Raw genomic sequence first — 24,444 nt, forward strand, 5'->3', positions numbered from 1 at the left:
CACCAGCCGAAGGTGCGTTGGACTACGCCTAGAAACTGCTGTGCGCCTTTATTAAACGCGGGCGGTTAATAAAGGCGCACAGCAGGGGGTCTAGGTCGCGTTGTGCGCGGGCTGGAAAGCTCCGGCTTCGGCAGCTTCCTCGGCGCGGATCACGTGGACCACGGCGTTGATCAGCGCCAGGTGTGTGAACGCCTGCGGGAAGTTACCCAGATGGCGACCGGTGTGCGCGTCGATCTCCTCCGCGTACAGCTTGAGCGGGCTCGCGAACCCGAGCAGACGCTCGCAGAGATGCTTTGCCCGATCCAGTTCGCCGATCTCGACGAGGGCGGAGACGAGCCAGAAGGAGCAGATGGTGAACGTGCCCTCTTCTCCGCTCAATCCGTCGTCGGTGGTGTCGACGCGATAGCGCAGGACCAACCCCTCTTCGGTGAGCTCGTCGGCGATCGCCAGCACCGTCGCCCGGATGCGCGGATCGTCGGCCGGCAGGAAGCGCAGCAGCGGTGCCAACAAGAGCGACGCGTCGAGTGAATCGTGGCCGTACCGCTGTGTCAGAACTCCGCGCGAGTCGACACCGTGCGCGAGGATGTCGGCCTTGATCTCGTCCGCGATGGCCGTCCATTGCTGTGCAAAGCTCTTCTCGCCCTGCATCTCTGCCAGCTTGGCGCCGCGATCGAGAGCGACCCAGCACATGATCTTCGACGACGTGAAGTGCTGCGGTTCACCGCGCACCTCCCAGATCCCGCGGTCGGGCTGGCGCCAATGCTTGATCGCTTCCTCGACCTGCTTCTTGAGCAGCGGCCACAACGCCTCGGGGACGCGCTCGCGGGTACGGATGTGGAGGTACACCGAGTCGAGCATGGTGCCCCAGATGTCGTGCTGCTGTTGATCGAACGCCCCGTTGCCGATACGCACCGGACGGGCGCCGTCGTAGCCGGACAGATGGTTGAGTTCGGATTCCTCGAGCGTGCGCTCGCCGCCGATGCCGTACATCACCTGCAAGGGATGCGGCTGACCGTTGTCCGAACTCGACACGTCGTAGATGAAGTTGAAGAAGTCGTTGGCCTCACGGTCCAACCCGAGCGTGTAGAGGCCCCACAGTGCGAAGGTGGAATCGCGAACCCACGCGTAGCGATAGTCCCAGTTGCGTTCTCCGCCTGGTGTTTCCGGTAGCGAGGTCGTCGAAGCCGCGAGTAGGGCTCCGGTCGGTGCGTAGGTGAGCCCCTTGAGTGTGAGCGCACTGCGCTGTAGGTATCCGCGCCACGGGTGATCGGGGAACTTGCCGATCGTCACCCACTCACGCCAGGACTTCGACGTCTGCCACATCTTGTCGGCGGCCTCGTCGAACGTCTGCGGCGCGGGAAGATCCGACCACGAGAGCGCGACGTACACGTTGTCGCCTTCGACCAGTCGCGTCCGGGCCCGTGCCTCACGACCTTCCAGACCCAGTCGGAGATCGGTGGTCAAGCGCAGAGTGGGATGGTCGCCGGGCTTGGCGGAGCGACACGTTGCCGTTGCTTCCTCGTAGACCTTTCCGGTGTACTCCCAATTCGCCGTGCCACGGTGATAGTCGAACGCGGGCTCACAGCTCATCTCGAGTTCGACGGTGCCGCTGACGCATTTGACCGTACGGAGAAGGGTGTGTTCGGCATCCCAGTCGGTCGGTGTGCGCTTGTGCGTGTTCGATCGCTTGTCGACGTTGTGCCAGGGACCGAGAACCAGGGCGTCGCGGACGACGAGCCAGCCGGTCTCGGTCTGCCAGGTGGTCTCGAGAATGAGTCCACCCGGCAGATAGCGCCGAGCGGCCGGCACGTTCTGGCCGTAGGGGCCGATACGGAAATGGCCTGCGCTGCGGTCGAGGATGGCACCGAACACGCTTGGGGAGTCCGGGCGGGGAACGCACATCCACTCGACAGATCCGTTACGGGCAATCAGGCACGAGGTTTCGCAATCGGAAAGAAACGCATAGTCGTCGATCGGGGGAAAGTTGCTTCGATGGTGACCCGTGGAGGCGGGAGGAATCGTCTGCACCACTTCGTCGTCAGCACTCATTCGGCCATCATCCGGCCAGAATCGGCACACGTCCAATCCACACGCTGTCGGGACCGTATCGTCCGAAGGATAGGGTGTTGGCGTGGATCGGATAGCGGATTGGTGGGACAGCTTCGAGCTGTGGATGGCGGGGCTCCCGTTCATCCCGCAGGTCGCGTTGGTCCTGATCGTCGTCGTTCCGCTGTGCCGCCTGGTGGCCATCGGTCTGGATCGCGCGTTGGCCGCCGTTCTCGCTCTGCCGCTCTTCGGCTGGTTGCGTAGGAATTCTCGAGAAGTAGAGGAAAGCTGATGCCCCGCTCACGGGTCACTCTCGCCCTGATAGCCCTGATTCTCCTCGTGATCGTCGCGTGGCTTCTCACCCGTTAGTTCTCCCGATTAGAGCGGGCGCCGGTGCTCTGCTAAAGTCCACCGCGTGTCCGAAGCAACAGCTCCCGTAATCCGCCACCAGTTGGCGTTGATTGCTGTCGGCATGCTCGACGTCGCTGACGTCGCCTGTTGTTGATTTCCTGAGTTCGACCTCTCCGGTGGTGCTGCGCACCCCACTCGAACTTCTCTGCGCGTAACTCGCGCCCCCGATTCAGGGCTCATCGCCCGTCGGCTCTCCATGTCTGAACATCCCGATGGAATCAGCCCCAGAGGTCTCGGACTTGTCGTTTGACCAACCCTCGTTTGTCAGTCCTTTCAGGAAGGTACCTGCAATGAAACGCCGTTCCCGCACACTTCTCACTGCTATCGCGACCATGGGGGCCGTGGTACTCACAGCGTGCAGTGGTGGCTCGAGCGACACCGTGGGTGGTGACAGCGCCGCCAGCGACGGTAGCGCCGGCACGATCAACCTGTTCGCCTACGCCGTGCCGAAGCCTGGCTTCGACAAGCTCACCGCAGCCTTCCAGGCGACCGACGAGGGCAAGAACGTCAACTTCAATCCTTCCTACGGCGCCTCGGGCGACCAGTCGCGCAAGGTGAAGGACGGTGCCGAGGCAGACTTCGTCAACTTCTCCGTCGAGCCCGACATCACCCGTCTGGTCGATGCCGGTCTGGTAGATCAGAACTGGAACCAGGACGCCTACAACGGAATTCCGTTCGGATCGGTAGTCACCATCGTGACGCGTCCGGGCAACCCGAAGGGCATCAAAGACTGGGACGACCTGCTTCAGCCCGGCCTCGAGGTCGTCACGCCGAACCCGTTCAGCTCCGGCTCGGCCAAGTGGAACCTCTTGGCGCCGTACGCCGCGAAGAGCGACGGTGGCAAGAACCCGCAGGCGGGTCTCGACTACGTCACCGCCTTGGTCAACGACCACGTCAAGATCCAGCCCAAGTCGGGACGCGAGGCTTCGGAAGCCTTCCTGCAGGGTAGCGGTGACGTTCTGATCAGTTACGAGAACGAGGCACTGTTCATCGAAGGCAACGGCGACCCGGTCGAGCACGTCACCCCGCCCACGACCTTCAAGATCGAGAACCCCGTTGCCGTGATCTCGAACAGCAAGGTCCTCGACAAGGCGACCGCGTTCAAGGACTACCTGTACACGACCGAGGGTCAGACGCTCTGGGCCGAAGCAGGATTCCGTCCCGTGGATCCCGCCGTCGCTGCCAAGTTCACCGACAAGTTCCCCGAGCCGACCAAGCTGTGGACCATTGCAGACCTCGGCGGCTGGAAGGCCGTGGACAGTGCTCTGTTCACCAAGGACACCGGTTCGATCGCAGTGATCTACGACAACGCGACCAAGTAAGACTGACGTGACTGACACTATTGACCCCACCCCCGTGGCTCGTCGGCGAAAACTCGCGCGGGTCACGGGGAGTGTGGGGCCGCTCGGAATCGGAGTGGCCACCCTGTGGCTCTCCGTCATCGTTCTGCTTCCGCTCGCCGCGTTGACCGCCACCGCGTTCGACGAGGGGATCTCCGGATTCTGGGACGCCGTCACCGCACCCGTCGCCTTGGCGTCGTTGCGCGTGACGTTGTTGGTCTCGGTGATCGTGGCATTGATCAACGTCGTGATGGGCACGATCATCGCGTGGGTGCTGGTCCGGGACGACTTCCCGGGCAAGCGCATCGTCAACTCGATGATCGATCTGCCGTTCGCGCTACCGACCATCGTGGCATCGATCGTGCTGCTGTCCCTCTACGGCCCGCAGTCACCGATCGACATCCATCTCAATGCAACTCAGCCCGGACTGATCGTGGCATTGGCCTTCGTGACCTTGCCGTTCGTCGTCCGTTCCGTGCAGCCGGTGCTGATGGAGGTCGACCGCGAAGTCGAGGAAGCCGCTGCGTCGTTGGGAGCTTCCAACTGGACGATCTTTCGCTCGGTTGTTCTCCCGACGTTGGCGCCTGCCGTCATCTCCGGTGCGGGCCTCGCGTTCGCCAGAGCGATCGGTGAATACGGCTCGGTCGTTCTGATCGGCGGCAACATCCCACGCGTGACACAGATGACGTCGCAGTACATTCAGCAGCAGATCGAGATCGATCGTCCGACCAACGCCGCTGCCGTCTCGGTAGCGTTGCTGGCCATCGCATTCGTGACGCTGTTCGTCCTGCGAATCTTCGCCTCGCGGGGACAGCGACGTGAGGAGAGTTCCCGATGAACGTGTCCAGAGGATCGAAGATCGGTCTGCGGACCATCGCTCTCGTCTACCTGTTCGTGTTGCTGGTCGTGCCGATCGGTGTGATCCTGACGCGAACGTTCGAGAACGGAATCGGCCCGTTTCTCGAATCGATCACGACACCGGCAGCGATTTCCGCGCTGAATCTTTCGCTGATCATCGTGGCGATCGTGGTTCCGATCAACGTGGTGTTCGGTGTCGTCACGGCTCTGGCACTCGTGCGTGGGCGTTTCCCGGGCCGCGGAGTTCTGCAGTCGGTGGTCGACCTGCCCTTCGCGGTCTCGCCCGTCGTCGTCGGTGTGTCGTTGATTCTCCTGTGGGGTGCCAACGGTTGGTTCGGCGGCATCGAATCGTTGGGGTTCAAAGTCATCTTCGGGTTGCCAGGCATGGTGATCGCGACGATTTTCGTGACGCTGCCCTTCGTCGTCCGGGAAGTCGAACCCGTACTTCACGAGATCGGCGACGAGCAGGAACAAGCGGCCGCGACGCTCGGTGCCTCGGGCTGGCAGACGTTCTGGCGGATCACCTTGCCCGCGATCCGTTGGGGCCTGACGTACGGAATCGTGTTGACGGTGGCGCGTTCGCTCGGTGAATTCGGCGCAGTCATCATGGTCTCTTCCGGCTTCCCGGGGGTATCCCAGACACTGACATTGCTGGTGCACTCGCGATACATCGACGACCACAACACCTTTGGTGCGTATTCGGCGGCAACGCTGCTGATGGGCATCGCCATCATTGTCCTGTTGCTGATGACGCTGCTGGACCGTAAGAGGAGCACCACATGATCACAGTGACCGGGGCCCGCAAGAACTACGGTGATTTCGCGGCGCTCGACGACGTGACGGTCAACATTCCCTCGGGTTCGTTGACGGCATTGCTCGGGCCCAGTGGCTCGGGAAAGTCGACGTTGCTGCGTTCGATCGCAGGGCTCGAAGAACTCGATTCGGGAACCATCACCATCGCAGGCAAGGACGTCACCGGCGTCTCGCCGCAGAAGCGTGACATCGGTTTCGTGTTCCAGCACTACGCGGCGTTCAAGCACATGACCGTGCGGGACAACGTGGCGTTCGGGCTCAAGATCCGCAAGCGCCCGAAGCCGGAGATCGAGAAGAAGGTCAACGAACTACTGGGGATCGTCGGTCTCGACGGGTTTCAGCATCGGTACCCCGCGCAGCTCTCCGGCGGTCAGCGTCAGCGCATGGCGTTGGCGCGCGCTCTGGCTGTGGATCCACAGGTGCTCCTGCTCGACGAGCCCTTCGGCGCGCTCGACGCGAAGGTGCGTGCCGACCTGCGCACGTGGTTGCGTCGCCTGCACGACGAGGTGCACGTCACCACCGTCCTGGTCACCCACGACCAGGAAGAGGCTCTCGACGTCGCCGACCGCATCGCGGTGCTGAACAAGGGGCGGATCGAGCAGATCGGTGAACCTGCCGACCTGTACGACCGCCCGTCCAACGACTTCGTGATGTCCTTCCTCGGATCCGTCGCGAAGCTCAACGGGCAGTTGGTCCGTCCGCACGACATCCGCCTCGGCCGCGATCCGAGCATGGCTCTCGCGCAGGAATCCGGAACGGCCGAGTCGCTCGGCGTCACACGCGCAACAGTCGAGCGCGTCGTGTACCTCGGCTTCGAGGTTCGAGTGGACCTGCGCAACGAGGCAACCGGCGAGCTCTTCTCGGCTCAGGTCACGCGCGGTGACAGTGCAGCGCTGCACCTCGAGGCGGGGGAGACGGTGTACGCGCGTGCTACCCGGGTGCCGGATCTGCCGGAGACCCCGGTGTCGACGCCGGTGCAGGAGCCGGTCACGGTGAGCGTGGTCGGCCAGGTATGACCCGCTCGCCCTGTTCGACCTGTTGTACCCCCACTCCTGTTTGAGCGAACGGCACTTTCGGCCTCCTGATGGCGCCGAAAGTGCCGTTCGCTCAGAGTTGGGGGCCGGGCAACAGCGAGACGAGTTCAGCCCTCTCGGCAGACGAGGACCGGGCATTGGGCGTGGTGGATGAGGCTCTGACTGGTCGATCCGACTATCGACGCCATGAACGGGCTGCGGCCGTGGCTACCGACGACTACGAGTTGCGCTTCCGCCGAGTGCTCGAGCAGTGCCTTCATCGGTCCGCTGCGCTGGACACTGCGGGTGACTTCGACATCGGGGTACTTCTCCGTCCAGCCGGCGAGGCACTCGGACAGCAGTGCATGCTCATGCTGTTCGTACGGTCCCCAGTCGACGAAGCGCCTGGCTTCGGAGTACCCGCCCAGCGAGGCGTGCTCGTTCCACGTGTGGACCGCAACCAAAGGTGCGCCGAGGAACGCGGCAAATTCGAAGGCATGCGCGACGGCGAGTTCGCTGAGCTTGCTCCCGTCGACGCCGACGACGATGGGCCTGGTGTCGGCCATCGCGTGATCACCCGTACCGCGGAATACGGCCACGGGACAGTGCGCGCGGTTGACCACCCGAATGGTGTCGGATCCGAGAAACACGGACTGCATTTCGCTGGTGCCGGCCTGACCCAGTGCAACGATGCGAGCCGACTTCGAGAGTTCGACGAGTGTGGTTGCGGGAGTACCGGTCACGAGGCCACGTTCGACGGTGACGTCGGTGTGATCATCGCGGATGGCGTCCTCGGCCTCGTCGAGCAGTTTTGCACCCTCGACGCGAAGGTGGTGGTCGAACATCTCTTCGTCGGTGACGTTTGTACCGCCACCGGACTCGGGTTGTCCTGGCAGCACGTGGGTCAGGCGAAGTGGTTCGTCGAATCTCTTTGCAGCCGAAGCTGCCCACCTCGCGGCGTTGACCGCGCTTGCCGAGCCGTCGATACCGGCCACGATTCCGTGTCGAACAGATGCACTGGTCATGGAAGTCTCCTCGCGTCGCCTCCTTACCAGTGTGTCCCTGCTCACCCCCGGTTCGCTACAAACCGGTCAGCTCCCGTGGTGCGAGAACGTCGGTGGGCACTGCCGCGCGAGATCGACGCGGGCGCAACGACAACAGAGCGGTGATGAATCCGTTACCGGACAGTGTCAGTTCCACGTTCTTCAACACGGTTCGGCGCATCAACGCGAGCAGGGCCGCGACGCCGGTGACGGCCATCCACATAGGCAGCGGGTACAGCGTCAGGCGTTCACCAAGGCCGAAAGTGAGGGTTCGTCCGAGAAGCAGTACGGCACCGACGATTCCGGTAGCCGCGCACAGCCCTGACCACACTGCGATCCATTTGCTGTGCTTCCAGAATTGAATTGCCATGAGGACGAGAACGGCATGACGTGCGACGAAGCCGGGAAGTACGGCGGTCCAATGAACGAAGGTCCCGTCGTTCGCCGGGAAGAGGCCGGTGGCCGCGGTGCTCAATGCAACGACGACGGCAAGACCGAGAATCCACTTCTTCGCACGACCGTCCGGAATGTACTTGTGCAGCAAGGCTGCACCGAGGATGGTGAGCGCACCGAGGATCATGAAGGCCGCGTTCATCACGTCGTGCATCGGCGAACACGAATCCACGCTGCATGTCGTCACGCCCAGCGAACTGATGGAGTCGCGCGCGAAGCTGTACGGCGTCTTCCATGCTCCGGCTGTGAAGATTTCGACAAGCAGGTAGAGCACCGACAGGACCCATGCGATGCCGGCTGTGCCGAGGCGAAGATTGTGAGTGATGGTGTTCCCTCTCGCGGCGCTCTGAGGGGATTGCACCCAAAGATCTGTTTCGCAGGCGAAGGAGGTACCTTCGCGAGCTGGACAGATCCAACACTACGGTAACAATCTGATAACGGCCTGTGAAACCGGATCAGGCGGAGCGGACCAGACGGTCGGGTAGTGCATCAGCGACTTGTCGGTAACGGTCGATCATCGTTTCGATCAGTAGAGAGTGCCCACCGATCGTGTCGGCGAAACGCGCGCGCGGACATGCAGTTGCTGCGGCAGCGCTGAGTCGATCGGTCAGTAGGCCGGGAGCCAAGAACCACGGTGCGACGACAACACGTTCGGCGCCGTCCTGCTCGAGTGCGGAGATCGCCTGGGCAACTGTCGGTTCCGCGGATGTCGCGAAACAGATTCGAACGCCCGACCAGTTGGTTCCGCCGAGGAGAGTGGACGCCAATTCTGCGGTCGCGGCATTGGCGCGCGCGTCGGACGAGCCGACTGCCGCAAGAGCGACACCGACCGACGGATCGTCCGGGCGGGCACCCGCTTCGAGAATTCGCTCGCGTACTGCCTCGATCAGCCGAGCATCGCGACCCAGCACGTCTGCTTGGAACACGGTCAACTGGGGGTGGCGTGTCGCGGCAGCGGCCAAGAGTCCGGGCAGATCTACCCGGGCGTGGAAGGCATTGCCCAGCAGCATCGGAACAACAACGGCGTGAGTGTGGCCGTCGTGTGCAACTCCGTCCAGGACCTGATCGATGGACGGTGCATTGAGGTCGAGGAACGCCAGCCGGACATCGAGGTCTGGCCGGACTTCACGAAGAGCTGCCACAGCAGCCGCGATCACCCGAGCAGAACGGGGGTCACGGCTGCCGTGCGCAACAGCGATGAGCGGAACCATCGACTTAGACGCGCTCGCCCAATTCGACAGCGGAAATGACGTCGCCCACCAGGCCGGCTGCGAGAGTGTTTCCACCAGCGGGATCGATCAGCAGGAAGCTGCCGGTGTGGCGGTTGACGGCGTAGTCGTCAGCCACGATCGGCTCGGCCACCCGGATCGAGATCTTGCCGATCTCGTTGAGCTCGAGAGTGTCCGGGCCCTGATCCGTGGTGAGGTCCTGCTCGTTGAAGCGTTCCACCAAGCTGCCCACGATGGCCTGCGTCGTTCGCGTGCCGTGCTTGAGCAGCAGACGTGCACCGGGGCGCAGCGACTTCTCGGCCAGCCAGCAGACAGTGGCGTCGAATTCGCCGATCGGCTCGGGTGCGTCGGACGGCGATGCGATGGTGTCGCCGCGTGAGACGTCGACGTCGTCGGCCAGGATCAGCGTGACGCTGCGTCCGGCGTGGGCGACGTCCAGTTCGCCGTCGGCCGTGTCGATACGTGTGACGGTGGTGCGCGTACCCGAGGGCAGGATCACCACTTCGTCGCCGGGCACGACGGAACCGGCAGCGACCTGACCGGCGTAGCCGCGGTAGTCGAGGAACTCTGCGGTGCGGGGGCGGATCACGTACTGCACCGGGAAACGCAGACCGACGCGATGTGGCTCGGCGTCGACCGGAATCGACTCGAGGTGCTCGATCAGTGTGGGGCCGGTGTAGTACGGGGTCTTGTCGGAGCGGATGGCGACGTTGTCACCGTGCAGTGCCGACACCGGGATCTCGACGACGTCTTCGCTTGCCCAGCCAAGTGAGCTGGTGAGTTCGTTGAACTCGGCGGAGATCGAGGTGAAGACCTCTTCGGGGTTCTCGACGAGGTCGATCTTGTTCACGGCGAGAACGAGCTTCGGGACACCGAGCAACGCGAGAACCGCTGCGTGCCTGCGAGTCTGCGCGATGACGCCCTTGCGAGCATCGACCAGCAGGATCACGAGCTGAGCCGTCGAGGCACCGGAGACCGTGTTGCGGGTGTACTGCACGTGGCCCGGTGTATCGGCGAGCACGAAGGTGCGCTTGGGGGTCGCAAAGTAGCGGTACGCCACGTCGATGGTGATGCCCTGCTCACGCTCGGCGCGCAGTCCGTCCACCAGGAGGGAGAGGTCAGGGGTGTCGAGACCGCGGTCCACCGACGCACGGGTCACGGCGTCGATCTGGTCGGCGAGAACGGATTTCGTGTCGTACAACAGACGGCCCACGAGGGTGGACTTTCCGTCGTCGACGCTGCCGGCAGTTGCCAGTCTGAGCAGATCGCTCATCAGAAGTAGCCCTCTCGCTTGCGGTCTTCCATGGCCGCTTCGGAAACTCGGTCGTCGCCACGGGTCGCGCCGCGCTCGGTCAAACGTGATGCCGCAACCTCGGCCAGGATGGCCTCGTTGTCAGCGGCATCGGAGAGGACTGCGCCGGTGGTCGAACCGTCGCCGACGGTGCGGTAACGCACCGAAAGGGTCTGCAGCTCTTCGCCGTCAGCCGGTCCACCCCAGACGCCGGGCGTCATCCACATGCCGTCGCGCTGGTACACCGGACGCTGGTGGGCGTAGTAGATGCTGGCGAGTTCGACGTTGTCGCGGGCGATGTAACGCCAGATGTCCAGCTCGGTGAAGTTGCTGAGCGGGAAGACGCGCACCTGCTCGCCGGGGGAGTGGCGACCGTTGTACAGGTTCCACAGTTCCGGGCGCTGCTTCTTGGGGTCCCACTGACCGAAAGCGTTGCGCAGCGAGAAGATCCGCTCCTTGGCGCGGGCCCGCTCCTCGTCGCGGCGAGCGCCACCGAAGACGGCGTCGAAGCGGTTCTCGGAGATCGCGTCCAGCAACGGCACGGTCTGCAGAGGATTGCGGATACCGTCGGGACGCTCGGTGAGGCGGCCGTCCGCGATGTACTCCTCGACGCTGGCCACGTGCAGGCGCAGGTTGTACTTGGCCACCACGTGGTCGCGGAAGTCGAGGACTTCCTGCAGGTTGTGGCCGGTGTCGACATGCAGCAGGGTGAACGGCAACGGCGCAGGCCAGAATGCCTTGATCGCCAGGTGCAGCAGCACGGTGGAGTCCTTACCGCCCGAGAAGAGAATGACCGGGCGTTCGAACTCGCCGGCCACCTCTCGGAAGATGTGGATCGCTTCGGACTCGAGGGCATCGAGAGTATCGAACTGTGTGCCGTCGAGCTGAGGCCGCGAAGGTGTCAAGTCAACTGTCATGATGCGTGCAACCCGCATTCTGTCTTGGAGGCACCGGCCCAACGACCGCTACGCGGATCGCTGCCGGGGGCTGGCTTGCTGGTGCAGGGTGCGCAGCCGATGGACGGATATCCCTCGTCGACAAGGGGATTGACGAGGATGGAATTGGTATCGATGTAGTTCTGCATCTCCTCGTCCGACCAGGGAGCGATCGGGTTGATCTTCACGAGTCCGAAGGCTTCGTCGAAGGAGATCAGGGGAGCGTTGGCGCGGGTGGGCGCTTCGACGCGGCGGATGCCGGTCACCCACGCGCTGTACCCGGACAGTGTCTGCTTGAGCGGCGCGACTTTGCGTAGTGCGCAGCAGCGGTTGGGATCACGGGCGAACAGATCCTTGCCCTCGGCGACATCCTGCTCGGCGACGCTTGCCAGCGCACGAGCGTTGATGACGTTGACGCCGTACACCTGCTCGACCGCGTCACGCGTGCCGATGGTTTCGGGGAAGTGGTAGCCGGTGTCGAGGAAGAGTACGTCGACGCCCGGATGCACCTGTGCGGCAAGGTGAACCAACACCCCGTCCTGCATGTTCGACGCCACGATGTACGAGTCACCGAACGTGTCCTCGGTCCACTGCAACAGTTCCTGTGCGCTGGCTCCGTCGAGTTCTATTGCACCGCGCTCGGCGATGGACCGAAGCTCGTCGGCAGTTGCTCGCGAAATGTCCACTGTCATCGCAAATCTCCTTCGTCTGCGCGCACTGCCCATTCGGCGAACCGTTCACCTTCGTTGCGGTTCTTGACGAACTGACGTACGACGCGGTCGATGTAGTCACCCATCTCGACGCTGGTGACCTTGTGCTGGCGCAGCTTGCGTCCGAAGGCGCTGTCGAATCCGAGGCTGCCTCCCAGGTGAACCTGGAAACCCTCGACTTGATTCCCCTCACCGTCGTCGACGAGCTGGCCCTTGAAGCCGATGTCGGCGATCTGCGAGCGAGCGCAGGAGTTGGGGCAACCGTTGATGTTGATGGTGATCGGCACGTCGAGCTGGCTGTTGATGTCGGCAAGACGCTGTTCGAGTTCGGGCACGAGCACCTGCGAACGCTTGCGGGTCTCGGCGAACGAGAGCTTGCAGAACTCGATGCCGGAGCAGGCCATCAGGTTCTTGCGCCAGTGCGACGGACGGGCGGGAAGACCCAGCGCGTCGAGATCGGCGATGAGCGGCTCGAGCGTCTCGTCGGCGACGTCGAGGATGATCAGCTTCTGGTACGGAGTGAAGCGGATCCGGTCGCTGCCGGCCTTCTCGGCGGCGTCGGCGACCTGAGCCAGGATGTCTCCCGAGACGCGGCCGGCGATCGGAGCGAAACCGACTGCGTTGTGGCCGTTGCGGGTCTTCTGGATACCGACGTGATCGATCGGGCGCTTGGGCTTCTCGGGCGCGGGGCCGTCGATGAGCGGACGCTTCAGGTACTCGGTCTCGAGAACCTCGCGGAACTTCTCGATACCCCAGTCCTTGACGAGGAACTTGAGCCTGGCCTTCGCGCGCAGACGGCGGTAGCCGTAGTCACGGAAGATCGAGACGACGCCCTCCCAGACATCGGGGACCTCGTCGAGCGGAATCCAGGCGCCGACGCGCTGCGCCAGCATCGGGTTGGTGGACAGTCCGCCGCCGACCCAGAGGTCGAGGCCCGGGCCGTGCTCGGGGTGGTTCACGCCGATGAAGGCGATGTCGTTGATCTCGTGAACAACATCCTGCTGACCGGAGATAGCGGTCTTGAACTTGCGCGGCAGGTTGGAGTACTTGGGGTCGCCGATGTAGCGGCGCACGATCTCGTCGATCGCCGGGGTGGGATCGAGGACCTCGTCGAGCGATTCGCCGGCCAGGGGAGAACCGAGGACGACGCGAGGGCAGTCACCGCACGCTTCGGTGGTCTTGAGCCCGACGGCTTCGAGGCGCTTCCAGATCTCCGGGACGTTCTCGACTTCGATCCAGTGGAACTGAACGTTCTCACGGTCCGACAGGTCGGCGGTGTTCCGGCCGAATTCCTTCGAGATACCGGCGATGGTGCGCAGCTGCTCGACGTTCAGAGCGCCGGCGTCGCAACGCACGCGCATCATGAAGTACTTGGCCTCGAGCAGGTCGATGTTCTCGTCGCCGGTGAAGGTGCCGTCGTAGCCTTCTTCGCGCTGGGTGTAGAGACCCCACCAGCGGAAGCGGCCGCGAAGGTCGCCCTTGTCGATGCTGTCGAAGCCCTGCTTGGAGTAGATGTTCTCGATGCGGGCCCGAACGTTGAGCGGGTTGTCGTCCTTCTTGGCCTGCTCGTTGGCGTTGAGAGGCTCGCGGTAACCGAGGGCCCACTGACCTTCGGCGCGACGCTTGGCGGGACGCGCAGCGCGTGCAGGCCGGGCTTCGGCAGCTGCTGCCGAATCGGCGGGTGTGGCGGCGTCGGTGGTCGACGTCATCGATGAACTCCTGGATCTGGGCGGTTGATCGGCACGCGGCACGCACTATCGATGAACTGTGGCGGTGTCTGATCGGGACGCACCGGTCCGTGTCGGAAATCGAGGGGGCTGTCCTCGGTCTCGGAAAGCTCGCGGCCGGCAGGTGTGCTCACGAAAACGAACAGCTGGAGAAGCTGCGTCCCTGAAAAGGCATGTCTCTGCAGAGAGTGTTTCGGTGAAGCAGATGGAGATGAGCGGGAAAGGCTGGAAGATCAGTGAAAGATCAACAGCTACACAGGTGCAGACACGACGAGCTGCACACACGCTTGAAGTCGACATGGCGACGCGCCACAAGTCGCACTCCGAGTCCGGTCATGCGGTCCATTGTGCCACGTCAACTCGATAATTCCGACTCGGGCGCATATTTCCACGAAAAACGGGGGAAATATCGAGTTCAAGCCATACGCCGACCTGCATCGCAGGCTGAATAGGTGTGCGTTCCGGATGCTGGGACACTGGAGGTGTGAATGCCACCAGCACGACTCCCACTCGACAGAGCGAGGCGACGCCCTTCGCCTTGCCCGCGCGATCGCTCGAGGGTGTCGGGAAACGGCCGTTCGGGATCTACATCCACGTCCCGTTCTGTGCCACCAGGTGTGGGTACTGCGATTTCAACACCTACACGGCCGGTGAGCTCGGAACCTCGGCGTCGCCGCAGTCGTGGCTGGAGGGTCTGCGGCGCGAACTCGATCTCGCGGCCGAGATGACGGGCGCCCCGGCGGCGGAGACGGTGTTCGTGGGCGGTGGAACGCCGTCGCTGCTCGGTGGCGACGGATTGTCCGACGTGCTGTCGGCGGTGCGGAGCAGCTTCGGCTTGGCGTCCGGCGCCGAAGTGACCACGGAATCGAACCCCGAATCGACGTCGCCGGAGTTCTTCGGTGCTCTCCGCAGTGCGGGATTCACCCGGATTTCCCTCGGCATGCAGTCGGCCGCCCAGCACGTTCTGAAGATCCTCGACCGCACCCACACTCCCGGTCGCGCCGTCGCTGCCGCGAAAGAGGCTCGCGCAGCTGGTTTTTCGCACGTGAACTTGGATTTGATCTATGGAACGCCAGGGGAGCGCGATCAAGATCTGGACGCCTCTCTCGATGCGGTTCTCTCCGCCGATGTCGATCACGTCTCGGCCTACGCGTTGATCGTCGAGGACGGCACCGCCATGGCTCGCAAGGTCAGGCGCGGCGAGCTGCCCGCCCCGGACGACGACGTGCTGGCCTCGCGGTACGAACGAATCGATTCACGCCTGTCCGAGGCAGGCTTGCGGTGGTACGAGGTCTCCAACTGGGCAAAGGCGGAAACCGCGGACTCCGGTGACACCCGGTGTCGTCACAACCTCGGCTACTGGGACGGCGGTGACTGGTGGGGTGCCGGTCCGGGCGCGCACAGCCACGTCGGCGGAGTGCGGTGGTGGAACGTCAAGCACCCGGCGCGGTACGCGGAACAGTTGGCGCTCGGCGAACTTCCCGTCGGCGGCAGCGAAGAACTGACCGCCGAGGACGAACACATGGAGCGAGTCATGCTGACCGCACGGTTGCGTACGGGACTTCCGTTGTCGGAACTGTCTGCATCCGAACGTCTTTCGGCCGAACAGGTGGTAGTCGACGGGTTGGCCGTGATCGAGAACGATCACGTGGTTCTCACCGACCGTGGTCGCCTGCTCGCCGATGCGGTGATTCGCACGATCCTGACCTGACGCGCAACCATCCTTCGCCGCGTAATGTGGCCGTGGTGGCCATCATTCATCGTGCGCAGCTGAATCCGTCCAAGAACGACCTGCTCCGAGCGTGGGTGCCCAAGCAGCCGTGGCTCGGGTCGGTCGACTGTTCGACGCTCGAACGCGTCGACGCCTATCGTTTCGACGACCCGGACGGTGAGGTCGGAATCGAGACGCACCTGATGCGCTCTGCCGACGGTCGAATTCTTCAGGTCCCGCTCACTTATCGTGGTGCTCCGCTGGACGGGGCGGAGACCGCGCTGATCGCGACCATGGATCATTCGGTACTCGGCGAACGGTGGGTGTACGACGCATGCTGTGATCCGGTCTACGTCAGCGCGGTGGCGACCGCGATTCTGACGGGTGGGGCCGGAGTCGAACTGGTCTTCGCGGACACCGCCGATCACATCCCCGTGACGGCTCACGTAGTAGGCAGCGGTACGGCCGGCGCTTCCGTACCGGCAGTGGAATCCGTGACCTGCTCGACAGTCGGCACCGACACGATCATCCGCGCGGGAAGCCTGGAACTGACTGTGGCGAGAGTGATCGACGCAGATCGAGTGTCAGGCTCGGCAACGCTCACCGGAACCTGGCCGGGGCAGACGAATCCCGCACTGCTCGCGTTCGTCGGTTGAGTCTCGGTACCCGAGTCGCGTGAGCGTCAGCGGACTCCCTCGATGACACCGGGCATCGCGTCGAAGTCGAAGACACGCGCGTGCAGCACGACGCGGTTTCGCAGGGCCGAACGAACCGCTCGGTGCAGACCGTCCTCGAGGTAGAGAGTGCCGCGCCACTGCACTGCGTGCGGGAACAGATCGCCGTAGAAGGTCGAGTCCTCCGACAGCAGGCGATCGAGTTCGAGGACCTTCGTGGTGGTCACGATCTCGTCGAGTCGAACCTGACGTGGAGGGAACTTCGACCAGTCGCGTAGAGACAGTCCGTGATCGGGATACGGTTTGCCGTCCATCACGCCTTTGAAGATCATGTGCCGCCTTGTCCATGGTTGTGCGATCGACCTTTCGCCGATCTCACTCCACAGTAAGGGCAACAGCCGTCTCTGGCGCTCGGGCGATTAGACTGCCAGTGGAAACCGATGTGTAAATGTCGGCGTTCGTTCTTTTCAGGAAACGGAGGTGGCAACGATGTCGAGTACCGACGACAGGCGTTTCGAGGTCTTACGTGCAATCGTGGCCGATTACGTCTCCACCCAGGACCCGGTGGGATCCAAGGCACTGGTCGAGCGTCACAACCTCGGAGTGTCGAGCGCCACTGTGCGCAACGACATGGCATTCCTCGAGGCCGAGGGCTACATCGCCCAACCGCACACCAGTTCCGGCCGCGTCCCCACCGACAAGGGATACCGCGAATTCGTCGATCGCATCGCCGACGTCAAGCCCATGTCCGGGCCCGAGCGTCGAGCGATCCTCGAGTTCTTGGAGTCGGGTGTCGACCTCGACGACGTTCTGCGTCGTGGTGTGCGACTGCTCGCGCAACTGACCCGTCAGGTCGCGGTTGTCCAGTACCCGTCGCTGTCCGCGTCGTCGGTTCGCCACCTCGAGGTGGTCGCTTTGACGCCGGCGCGCCTGCTTCTCGTTCTCATCACCGATTCCGGCCGCGTCGATCAGCGAATCGTCGAACTCGGAGACGTCCTCGAAGACGAAGACCTTTCCCGGTTGCGCACGCTTCTCGGCGGAGCACTGGAAGGAAAGCGCCTGGCCGCCGCGTCGATTGCCGTGGCGGAACTGGCCGACGAGTCTCCGGCCGACCTTCGCGACGCCGTGATCCGCTCGGCAACGGTTCTGGTCGAGACCCTGGTCGAGCATCCGGAAGATCGCCTCGTTCTGGGCGGAACCTCGAATCTCACGCGCAACGCCGCCGATTTCTCCGGTCTGGCCGGCTTCCCCGGTTCGCTGCGCGCAGTGCTCGAAGCACTGGAAGAGCAGGTAGTGGTCCTCAAACTGCTCGCTGCGACGCAGAACTCCGGCACGGTCACCGTTCAGATCGGTGAAGAGACGCAGGTCGAACAGATGCGCGGAACCTCCGTGATTTCGACTGGCTACGGCGCGGCCGGTACCGTTTTCGGTGGTGTCGGTGTGCTCGGACCCACTCGGATGGACTATCCGGGAACAATTGCATCGGTTGCCGCCGTTGCCAGATACATCGGCGAAGTTCTCTCCGAGCGATGACGGACGTCGACATTCGTCGGCACGCCTCCTCGCGAGGACTGAGGAAAACCTAGAAGTAAGAGAAGGACGAGAGACTCAACGTGGCACGGGATTACTACGGATTGCTCGGCGTCGACAAGAACGCGACAGACCAGGAGCTCAAGCGCGCTTACCGCAAGCTGGCACGCGAACTGCACCCGGACGTCAACCCTGACGAGGCGGCGCAGGCCAAGTTCAAGGAGATCTCGACGGCCTACGAGGTCCTGACCGACCCGGAGAAGCGTCGCATCGTCGATCTCGGCGGAGACCCGCTCGAGTCCGGTGGTGGCGGCGGTGGTGGCTTCGGCGGCGGATTCGGTGGCGGCGGCCTCGGCGACGTCTTCGAAGCATTCTTCGGCGGCGGTGGCGGCGCAGGTCGTGGGCCGCGCGGTCGCGTTCAGCCCGGAGCCGACTCGTTGCTTCGCACCAAGCTGACCCTCGCAGAATGTGCGACGGGAGTCAGCAAGCACGTGACCGTCGAGACGGCCATTCTGTGCGACAGCTGCACCGGAGCCGGAACCAACGGCGACTCCAAGCCTGTCCGCTGTGAGACCTGCAACGGTGCCGGCGAAGTTCAATCCATCCAGCGCTCGTTCCTCGGTCAGGTCATGACCTCGCGTCCCTGCCCGACGTGCCGCGGTGCCGGTGAGACCATCCCGGATCCCTGCCACAAGTGTGGCGGCGACGGCCGAGTTCGGGCCAAGCGTGACATCACCGTGAAGGTTCCCGCGGGCGTCGCCGGTGGCATGCGTATCCGTTTGACCGCGCAGGGTGAAGTGGGCCCGGGCGGCGGACACCCCGGCGACCTCTACGTCGAGATCGTCGAGCAGCAGCACGACGTCTTCGTTCGAGACGGTGAAGACCTGCACTGCACGATCCGCGTTCCGATGGTCGACGCAGCGCTCGGTACGACTGTCACCGTCGACACCATCATCGACGGCCCCAAGGAAATCACCATCGAGCCAGGCACCCAGCCCGGACACGTTGCTGTTCTTCGCGGTCATGGCATGCCGAAACTGCGGTCGGGAGTGCGCGGCGACGTGCACGCTCACCTCGAGGTGGTCATCCCGAGCCGTCTCGATCACAAGCAGTCCAAGCTGCTCAAGGAATTCAAGCTGCTCCGCGATCGTGACGAGGCCGAGGTTGTCTCGACGGCCTCGCAGAACAGCGGTGGATTGTTCTCGCGTCTTCGCGAAGCATTCAGCGGCCGCTGACGGTGGCCGCAACGGTCTTCTTTCTCGACCCGGTTCCCGGCGTCGGTGAAATCGCAGTTCTGGACGGACAGGAGGGTCGCCACGCGGCCACTGTCCGCCGGATCGGCGTCGGCGAGCGATTGGTGTTGGCCGACGGCCGTGGCCGGGTGGCCGACGCCGAGGTGACGAGCGTCGGCAAGGACCGCCTGGAACTGTTGGTCAGTGACGTTCAGGTTCTCGAGCAGCCCAAGCCGTTGGTGACCCTCGTTCAGGCACTTCCCAAGGCCGAGCGTTCCGAGTTGGCCGTCGAACTGGCGACCGAGGCGGGGATCGACGCGGTGATCCCGTGGCAGTCCTTGCGTTGTGTCGCCAAGTGGGAGGGCCCCAAGCTCGCCAAGGGCGTCGCACGCTGGCGAAGTGCGGCAGTGTCTGCGGCAAAGCAGTCCAGACGCGCGTTCGTCCCGGAAATTGCGGAACTGCACAAGACGCCGGCGGTGATCGCGTTGGTTCGTGACGCCGTTGCCCGTGGCGCTGTGGTTGCGGTGCTTCACGAATCGGCGACGACGCCGTTGGCCGGTTTGCCGCTGGCGAGCGCGGACGAGGTATTTCTGGTTGTCGGTCCCGAAGGTGGGCTCGACGATTCGGAGATCAGCGCGTTGTCGGAGGCCGGGGCCACTCCGGTGCTTCTCGGCCCGACGGTCCTGCGCACGTCGACCGCCGGGGCTGTTGCTCTGGGCGCGATCGGAGTGCTGACCGATCGCTGGGGACCACGGCCACTGCACTGATCTTGTTGTGATCCCGAGCTGAATCGGATCCGGCGCTCAGCGAAGTGTCAGATTTGCGCACTATCGTAAGGACGTCGGGGGTCGCCTTCGGCGTGAGTTGGTTCGGGGATTTCAGGAGGCCAGATGTTGTCACGTGCGCATATGCGAATCGTTGGAGCGGTGTGTGCCGCGGCGGCGTTGATGCTCGTCGCGGGGTGCACGGTCTCCACCGGAGACAACACGGGTTCCTCCAGCAGCGCCGTCACCACTACCCCGACCAGCGAGGCGCTCGTCACCGTCACACCGGCGGACGGCGGAACTCCGGTGAGTCCACTCGACCCCATCGAGGTCCAGGTCGCGAAGGGAACACTGACGACCGTCGCGCTGACCAATCCCGAGGGTAAGGAAGTCGCCGGTATCACCACGCCGGACAAGACGTCCTGGAAACCGAGCGAACCACTCGGATACGGCAAGACTTACAAGCTGGTCGTCGACGTCGTCGACGCGAATGGTGTTGCCACGACCAAGAACACGACGCTGACCACCGTCGCGCCGAGTAACCAGACCCGGGCGTACATCAACACCACCGGTGGCGCCTCGATATCGGACGGTGGCACGTACGGTGTCGGCACCGTCGTCGCCGTTCATTTCGACGAGTTGATCGGTGACAAGGCCGCGGCCGAGAAGTCTCTGCTGGTCACAACCAATCCGCCCGTACAGGGATCGTGGTACTGGGTCGACGGTCAGAACGTTCACTGGCGACCGCAGAACTACTACGCACCAGGCACGACGGTCTCGGTGAACGCGAACATCTACGGCAAGCAGCTCGGCAACGGACTGTACGGCCAGCAGGACGACACCGTGTCCTTCAAGATCGGCGACTCCCACGTCTCGGTCGCCGACGACAACACCAAGATGGTGACCGTCTACGAAAACGGTCAGGTGATCAAGGAAATGCCGACCTCGATGGGAATGGGCGGCACCGAGACGATCGGCGGCACGACGCTCTCGTTCTGGACCCAGCCCGGCACGTACACCGTGATGGACAAGGCAAATCCCGTCATCATGGATTCGTCGACCTACGGTCTGCCGATCAACTCGCGCCTGGGCTACAAGGAATCCATCAACTGGGCCACCCGCATCAGCACGGACGGTATCTATCTTCACGAGTTGGAGAGCACCGTCTGGGCGCAGGGAAACACCGACACCTCGCACGGTTGCCTCAATCTCAGTGCGGCCAATGCCAAATGGTTCTTCGATTTCTCGCAGCCGGGAGATGTCGTCGAGATCAAGAACACCGGCGGCGCTCCGCTGGAGGTGTGGCAGAACGGCGACTGGACCCTTTCCTGGGCAGACTGGGCCGCAGGCAGCGCCCTCGCCTGAGATAGATTTCCTCGGTGCCTCGATTCAAGATTCCGTACGGCCGACACGAGCAGCAGTTCGGGCATCTCTACGTTCCCGACGGAGTCGTTGACGGCCCGATCCCGGTCGTCATGCAGATCCACGGCGGCTTCTGGAGCGGGCAGTACGGATTGACTCTGGGCACCGCATTTGCTGTCGAACTCGCGCGGCACGGCGTCGCGGTGTGGAACATCGAATACCGCCGTCTCGGGGCGGGCGGTGGTTGGCCGGAGATGTCCGCCGACGTGAAAACGGCATACGACGAAATCCCCGGACTGGTTGCCGCGAAGTCCTCGGCCGAATTGGATCTGAATCAGATTCGCTTGCTCGGGCATTCGGCCGGAGGACATCTTGCAGTGTGGCTGGCGGGGGAGAAGGACACGTTCACCCGGCCTGAACGGGTCATCGCCCAGGCGGCCGCACTCGATCTGGCGTCGGCAGGCGAGCGTGGACGACGGATCAGCTTCATCGAGGATCTGTTCGGCGTTCCGTTCGACGCGGACCCGGATCTGTATCGCAGTGCGTCGCCGCAGCATCGATTGCCGATCGGCGTCCCCGTTGTGTGCGTTACGGGTGCGGAGGACCTGCAGGTGCCGGCCAAGGTGAGCTCCCGGTACGCGAAAGCCGCGGAAGCGGCTGGTGATCCCGTGTCACTGCGTGTGATCGAGGGCGAAGGACACGACGCATTTCTCTCACCCTCAACCGAGTCGTGGCGGGTCTCCCGCGAGTTGGTTCTCGCCGAAGACCCGCTCGCTCCGAGCACGTCAGACTGACGCGGGGTCCACTTCCACAGGGGCCTTCTTGCCCGGCAGGATGAACGCCACGACAACTGCCCCCACGAACAGTGCAAGACCGCCCGCCCAACTGGCCGCCGAAATCGCGTCGGCGTAGGCACTGCCTGCGGCGTCGAGCAACGGCCCTGCCTGAGCTGCAGCCAACGGGTTGCCTGCCATCTCTTCGGCGACCAACGAAGCGCCGCCGACGGATTCGCCCGACACCTCCATCGCGTACGCGGCCTGTTGCGCAAGTTCGCCCGTCAACTGCGGAACCTGCATTCCATCGATGAATCCGGCAATCGAATCCTTGTAGCTCGCAGCGAGGATCGAGCCGAGGATCGCGATACCCAGCGAGCCGCCGAGTTCGATGGCGGTGTCGTTGAGGCCACCCGCAGCACCGAGATCGTCCTCGGAGAAGTTGTCCATGATGGCGTCGGTGGCCGGCGGTTCGCTGAGACCGATGCCCAGGCCGAGCAGGATCAGTGGGACTGCGAACATCCAGTAGCCCGAATCGCCGTCGACCTGCGTGAGAATCAGAACGCCGATCGCGGCGACCACCATGCCGCCGACGATGGATGCCCGGACGCCGATCAGCGGAGTGATCCGCCCACTGACAACGGCGCCGATCGAAACGGCAATTGCCAAGGGCAGCAGACGAACACCGGTTTCGAGTGCGCCGTAGCCGAGGATGAACTGGAATTGCTGTGAGATGAAGTAGATGGCGCCGAAGGCGGCCAGGAACAGCAGAAGTACGGCGAGCGTCGCGCCGCCGACCATTCGCTGGCCGAGTTTACGGACGTCGAGTAGTGGCTGCGGGTGACGCAGTTCCCAGACGACGAACGAGACGAGGCCGATCGCAGCGAGTACGGCGGCACCGATTGGTCCGCCGGTCCACCCGAAGTGGAATCCGTTGATGATCGAGTACACGAGCGAGCCGATGGTGACCACCGAGAGTGCGCCGCCGATCCAGTCGATCCGGCCCAGGTGCTCGGCCTTGCTCGGCGGCACCAGAATTACGGCGGCGACGGCAGCGACTGCGGCGATCGGGACGTTGATCAGGAAAGTGATGCTCCAGGAATGACTGTCGAGAATCCATCCGGCCAACAGCGGACCGAGTGCAATCGCGAGACCCGATGTCGCCGCCCACGCCGCGATGGCGCGTGATCGCTCCGCTTTGGGAAAGGTAGCGACCAGAAGCGAAAGCGTCGCGGGCATGATGATCGCGGCGCCGACGCCCATGATCATTCGTGCCGCGATGACGGCGTTGGTGGTGTCCGCGATGCTGCCGAAGACGGCGCCGCCGGCGAACACGGCGAGTCCGGCGAGAAGTGCGCCGCGGCGACTGTACTTGTCACCGATCACGCCGAACAGCAGCATCAATGCGGCGTAGGGAACGGTGTAGCCGTCGATGACCCATTGAAGTTGCGTGCTGGTGAGGCCGAGGTCTCTGGTCATGTCCGGCGCCGCGACGATCAGCGCGGTATTCGCCATCACGACGATCAGCAGACTCAGGCACAACACCCCGAGCGCGGCCCACCGCCGTGAGTACGGCTGGTCCATCTCCGAGACAGGTTTGCTCATGAGTGTCGTCATGACGCGACTCCGTTCCTGATGATCGAAGACACTCCTCGATCTATTTGCACACTGATGTGTAAGTTAATAACTTGCACACCGATGTGCAACTATGATTGACCTAGATCACAGTTGGGCAGTCGAAAGAGGTGGAACGCGCATTGACGCATTCGGGCACAGTCGTTTCGGGAACTGCCGAATCGGGCGGACGGCAGCGTCGTAGTCAGGCCGCGGCCAATCGCAATCGCATCATCGAGGCGGCGATCACGGCGTTCGCTGCTGATCCGGATGCGAGCATGGACGACGTCGCAAAGGCCGCCGGTGTGGTCAGGCGAACCGTGTACGCGCATTTCGACAGCCGAGAGGCGCTGATCAACGGCATCGTGGACGAGGCGTCGACCGATCTCGTAGCTGCGCTGAGCCAAGCCGGCGAGCCGCCCGAGCGCCCGGATCTGGCGACTGCCGTACTGGCATTGCTGTCATGGCCGGTCGGTGATCGCTTCCGGATGCTGCTCAGCTTTGCTCGCAAAGAGTTGGGGGAGCAGCGGATTCTCGATCTGATGGAGCCCGCGCGCGCCGTGAGTATCAGCGTCGTCGAGCGCGGTCAGCGTGACGGAACCTTCTCGAAATACCTGCCGGCCGAGACTCTGGTAGCGATGACCGAGGCGATCACGATCACTTTGTTCGATCAGGCCAACAGTGGGCTCATCACGGACTCGGGCGAATCCTTTGCCGCCGTGTGCCTGGTCATCGCGGGTATCAGTCCGGACAGAAGCTCCGAGATCGTCACCGAAGCGTCGGAATGGATCCGCGAATCGCTGCCACCCGGTCGCCGCGAGGATTAGGCCGGGACGATTAACAAGTGGGCCGTGTCCGACTCTGGCGCTAGACTTCGAAGTATCGAGGCTCACGAGTCGAGTGGGCTGATCGGAC

At 63.7% G+C, this 24,444-nt stretch carries 24 protein-coding genes; 14 read left to right on the plus strand and 10 right to left on the minus strand.

Going from position 1 to position 24,444, the window contains the following annotated elements:
- Nucleotides 1–90 precede the first annotated feature (90 nt).
- Nucleotides 91–2,049: a glycoside hydrolase family 15 protein gene (locus M1L53_RS25260; RefSeq protein WP_003944557.1), complete on the minus strand. Its 1,959-nt coding sequence runs from the start codon at nt 2,047–2,049 to the stop codon at nt 91–93.
- An 82-nt stretch (nt 2,050–2,131) separates the two neighbouring features.
- On the opposite strand from M1L53_RS25260, the gene M1L53_RS25265 reads away from it, so the two are divergent.
- From M1L53_RS25265 to M1L53_RS25285, 6 genes are all read left to right on the plus strand, one after another.
- Nucleotides 2,132–2,338, plus strand: coding sequence for a hypothetical protein (locus M1L53_RS25265; protein ID WP_003944489.1), 207 nt, complete (start codon nt 2,132–2,134; stop codon nt 2,336–2,338).
- A gap of 123 nt (nt 2,339–2,461) precedes the next feature.
- Nucleotides 2,462–2,551 (plus strand): Ms4533A family Cys-rich leader peptide, encoded by a 90-nt coding sequence (locus M1L53_RS34815; protein ID WP_309599318.1) that lies wholly within the window; start codon nt 2,462–2,464, stop codon nt 2,549–2,551.
- A gap of 196 nt (nt 2,552–2,747) precedes the next feature.
- On the plus strand, nt 2,748–3,779 hold the full coding sequence (locus M1L53_RS25270; protein ID WP_003944569.1) for a sulfate ABC transporter substrate-binding protein: 1,032 nt from the start codon (nt 2,748–2,750) through the stop codon (nt 3,777–3,779).
- 7 nt (nt 3,780–3,786) lie between these two features.
- Nucleotides 3,787–4,635 (plus strand): sulfate ABC transporter permease subunit CysT, encoded by an 849-nt coding sequence (cysT, locus tag M1L53_RS25275; protein WP_030536617.1) that lies wholly within the window; start codon nt 3,787–3,789, stop codon nt 4,633–4,635.
- Nucleotides 4,632–5,438: a sulfate ABC transporter permease subunit CysW gene (gene cysW / locus M1L53_RS25280; RefSeq protein ID WP_003944503.1), complete on the plus strand. Its 807-nt coding sequence runs from the start codon at nt 4,632–4,634 to the stop codon at nt 5,436–5,438. The genes cysT and cysW overlap by 4 nt, the downstream gene beginning before the upstream one ends.
- Nucleotides 5,435–6,484: a sulfate/molybdate ABC transporter ATP-binding protein gene (locus M1L53_RS25285; RefSeq protein ID WP_007731046.1), complete on the plus strand. Its 1,050-nt coding sequence runs from the start codon at nt 5,435–5,437 to the stop codon at nt 6,482–6,484. The genes cysW and M1L53_RS25285 overlap by 4 nt, the downstream gene beginning before the upstream one ends.
- A gap of 125 nt (nt 6,485–6,609) precedes the next feature.
- Here M1L53_RS25285 and M1L53_RS25290 read toward each other — a convergent pair whose 3' ends face one another.
- The 7 genes from M1L53_RS25290 to M1L53_RS25320 all read right to left on the minus strand — a co-directional run bounded on the left by M1L53_RS25290 (nt 6,610) and on the right by M1L53_RS25320 (nt 13,851).
- Entirely contained in the window at nt 6,610–7,506 is an 897-nt protein-coding gene (locus M1L53_RS25290; RefSeq protein WP_003944544.1) for a universal stress protein, read from the minus strand.
- 55 nt (nt 7,507–7,561) lie between these two features.
- Nucleotides 7,562–8,338 carry a DUF998 domain-containing protein gene (locus M1L53_RS25295; RefSeq protein WP_030536614.1) on the minus strand — a complete coding sequence of 259 codons (777 nt, stop codon included), beginning with the start codon at nt 8,336–8,338 and terminating at the stop codon, nt 7,562–7,564.
- Between the two features lie 94 nt (nt 8,339–8,432).
- The gene (locus tag M1L53_RS25300; protein ID WP_007731050.1) at nt 8,433–9,188 is read right to left on the minus strand and encodes a sirohydrochlorin chelatase; all 756 of its coding nucleotides are present in this window, start codon (nt 9,186–9,188) and stop codon (nt 8,433–8,435) included.
- Between the two features lie 4 nt (nt 9,189–9,192).
- Nucleotides 9,193–10,479 (minus strand): sulfate adenylyltransferase subunit 1, encoded by a 1,287-nt coding sequence (locus M1L53_RS25305; protein ID WP_020969973.1) that lies wholly within the window; start codon nt 10,477–10,479, stop codon nt 9,193–9,195.
- Nucleotides 10,479–11,414 (minus strand): sulfate adenylyltransferase subunit CysD, encoded by a 936-nt coding sequence (gene cysD, locus M1L53_RS25310; protein WP_007731054.1) that lies wholly within the window; start codon nt 11,412–11,414, stop codon nt 10,479–10,481. Before cysD ends, M1L53_RS25305 begins: the two co-directional genes overlap by 1 nt.
- Nucleotides 11,411–12,124 (minus strand): phosphoadenylyl-sulfate reductase, encoded by a 714-nt coding sequence (locus M1L53_RS25315; protein ID WP_047270796.1) that lies wholly within the window; start codon nt 12,122–12,124, stop codon nt 11,411–11,413. Before M1L53_RS25315 ends, cysD begins: the two co-directional genes overlap by 4 nt.
- A complete protein-coding gene (locus M1L53_RS25320) occupies nt 12,121–13,851 on the minus strand; it encodes a nitrite/sulfite reductase (protein ID WP_042450188.1) in 1,731 nt (576 codons plus the stop codon). Before M1L53_RS25320 ends, M1L53_RS25315 begins: the two co-directional genes overlap by 4 nt.
- Before the next feature lie 502 nt (nt 13,852–14,353).
- Here M1L53_RS25320 and hemW point away from each other — a divergent pair.
- Together hemW and M1L53_RS25330 are read left to right on the plus strand one after the other, a co-directional pair.
- A complete protein-coding gene (gene hemW, locus M1L53_RS25325; RefSeq protein WP_042450186.1) occupies nt 14,354–15,580 on the plus strand; it encodes a radical SAM family heme chaperone HemW in 1,227 nt (408 codons plus the stop codon).
- A gap of 35 nt (nt 15,581–15,615) precedes the next feature.
- Nucleotides 15,616–16,236 (plus strand): CG0192-related protein, encoded by a 621-nt coding sequence (locus M1L53_RS25330; RefSeq protein ID WP_054187696.1) that lies wholly within the window; start codon nt 15,616–15,618, stop codon nt 16,234–16,236.
- A 26-nt stretch (nt 16,237–16,262) separates the two neighbouring features.
- Here M1L53_RS25330 and M1L53_RS25335 read toward each other — a convergent pair whose 3' ends face one another.
- Nucleotides 16,263–16,586: a type II toxin-antitoxin system VapB family antitoxin gene (locus M1L53_RS25335; protein WP_003944521.1), complete on the minus strand. Its 324-nt coding sequence runs from the start codon at nt 16,584–16,586 to the stop codon at nt 16,263–16,265.
- Between the two features lie 157 nt (nt 16,587–16,743).
- Here M1L53_RS25335 and hrcA point away from each other — a divergent pair, with 157 nt between their 5' ends.
- The 5 genes from hrcA (at nt 16,744) to M1L53_RS25360 (ending at nt 21,936) form a co-directional block, all read left to right on the plus strand.
- Nucleotides 16,744–17,787, plus strand: coding sequence for a heat-inducible transcriptional repressor HrcA (hrcA, locus tag M1L53_RS25340; protein WP_003944583.1), 1,044 nt, complete (start codon nt 16,744–16,746; stop codon nt 17,785–17,787).
- Between the two features lie 80 nt (nt 17,788–17,867).
- The gene (gene dnaJ / locus M1L53_RS25345; RefSeq protein ID WP_003944460.1) at nt 17,868–19,019 is read left to right on the plus strand and encodes a molecular chaperone DnaJ; all 1,152 of its coding nucleotides are present in this window, start codon (nt 17,868–17,870) and stop codon (nt 19,017–19,019) included.
- Between the two features lie 2 nt (nt 19,020–19,021).
- A complete protein-coding gene (locus M1L53_RS25350) occupies nt 19,022–19,783 on the plus strand; it encodes a 16S rRNA (uracil(1498)-N(3))-methyltransferase (RefSeq protein WP_003944495.1) in 762 nt (253 codons plus the stop codon).
- A gap of 123 nt (nt 19,784–19,906) precedes the next feature.
- Nucleotides 19,907–21,145: an Ig-like domain-containing protein gene (locus M1L53_RS25355; RefSeq protein ID WP_054187678.1), complete on the plus strand. Its 1,239-nt coding sequence runs from the start codon at nt 19,907–19,909 to the stop codon at nt 21,143–21,145.
- Nucleotides 21,146–21,159: 14 nt separating this feature from the next.
- Nucleotides 21,160–21,936: a S9 family peptidase gene (locus M1L53_RS25360; protein WP_050654648.1), complete on the plus strand. Its 777-nt coding sequence runs from the start codon at nt 21,160–21,162 to the stop codon at nt 21,934–21,936.
- On the opposite strand, the gene M1L53_RS25365 is transcribed toward M1L53_RS25360, so the two are convergent.
- A complete protein-coding gene (locus tag M1L53_RS25365; protein WP_054187677.1) occupies nt 21,928–23,532 on the minus strand; it encodes an MFS transporter in 1,605 nt (534 codons plus the stop codon). The genes M1L53_RS25360 and M1L53_RS25365 overlap by 9 nt on opposite strands.
- Before the next feature lie 128 nt (nt 23,533–23,660).
- On the opposite strand from M1L53_RS25365, the gene M1L53_RS25370 reads away from it, so the two are divergent.
- A complete protein-coding gene (locus tag M1L53_RS25370) occupies nt 23,661–24,356 on the plus strand; it encodes a TetR/AcrR family transcriptional regulator (protein WP_083471188.1) in 696 nt (231 codons plus the stop codon).
- The last annotated feature ends 88 nt before the right edge of the window (nt 24,357–24,444 follow it).

This window comes from Rhodococcus sp. T9N (genome assembly GCF_024436645.1).
In the GTDB taxonomy this organism is placed as follows: Bacteria; Actinomycetota; Actinomycetes; order Mycobacteriales; family Mycobacteriaceae; genus Rhodococcus_F; species Rhodococcus_F qingshengii.

Bases quoted from the DNA above. Each gene is read 5' to 3' on its own strand.
- M1L53_RS25315 (WP_047270796.1), bottom strand. From the start codon at position 12,124: ATGACAGTGGACATTTCGCGAGCAACTGCCGACGAGCTTCGGTCCATC.
- cysW (WP_003944503.1), top strand. From the start codon at position 4,632: ATGAACGTGTCCAGAGGATCGAAGATCGGTCTGCGGACCATCGCTCTC.
- M1L53_RS25305 (WP_020969973.1), bottom strand. From the start codon at position 10,479: ATGAGCGATCTGCTCAGACTGGCAACTGCCGGCAGCGTCGACGACGGA.
- M1L53_RS25365 (WP_054187677.1), bottom strand. From the start codon at position 23,532: ATGACGACACTCATGAGCAAACCTGTCTCGGAGATGGACCAGCCGTAC.
- cysD (WP_007731054.1), bottom strand. From the start codon at position 11,414: ATGACAGTTGACTTGACACCTTCGCGGCCTCAGCTCGACGGCACACAG.
- hrcA (WP_003944583.1), top strand. From the start codon at position 16,744: ATGTCGAGTACCGACGACAGGCGTTTCGAGGTCTTACGTGCAATCGTG.
- M1L53_RS25270 (WP_003944569.1), top strand. From the start codon at position 2,748: ATGAAACGCCGTTCCCGCACACTTCTCACTGCTATCGCGACCATGGGG.
- M1L53_RS25290 (WP_003944544.1), bottom strand. From the start codon at position 7,506: ATGACCAGTGCATCTGTTCGACACGGAATCGTGGCCGGTATCGACGGC.
- M1L53_RS25355 (WP_054187678.1), top strand. From the start codon at position 19,907: ATGTTGTCACGTGCGCATATGCGAATCGTTGGAGCGGTGTGTGCCGCG.
- M1L53_RS25320 (WP_042450188.1), bottom strand. From the start codon at position 13,851: ATGACGTCGACCACCGACGCCGCCACACCCGCCGATTCGGCAGCAGCT.
- M1L53_RS25300 (WP_007731050.1), bottom strand. From the start codon at position 9,188: ATGGTTCCGCTCATCGCTGTTGCGCACGGCAGCCGTGACCCCCGTTCT.
- M1L53_RS25285 (WP_007731046.1), top strand. From the start codon at position 5,435: ATGATCACAGTGACCGGGGCCCGCAAGAACTACGGTGATTTCGCGGCG.
- M1L53_RS25335 (WP_003944521.1), bottom strand. From the start codon at position 16,586: ATGATCTTCAAAGGCGTGATGGACGGCAAACCGTATCCCGATCACGGA.
- M1L53_RS25260 (WP_003944557.1), bottom strand. From the start codon at position 2,049: ATGAGTGCTGACGACGAAGTGGTGCAGACGATTCCTCCCGCCTCCACG.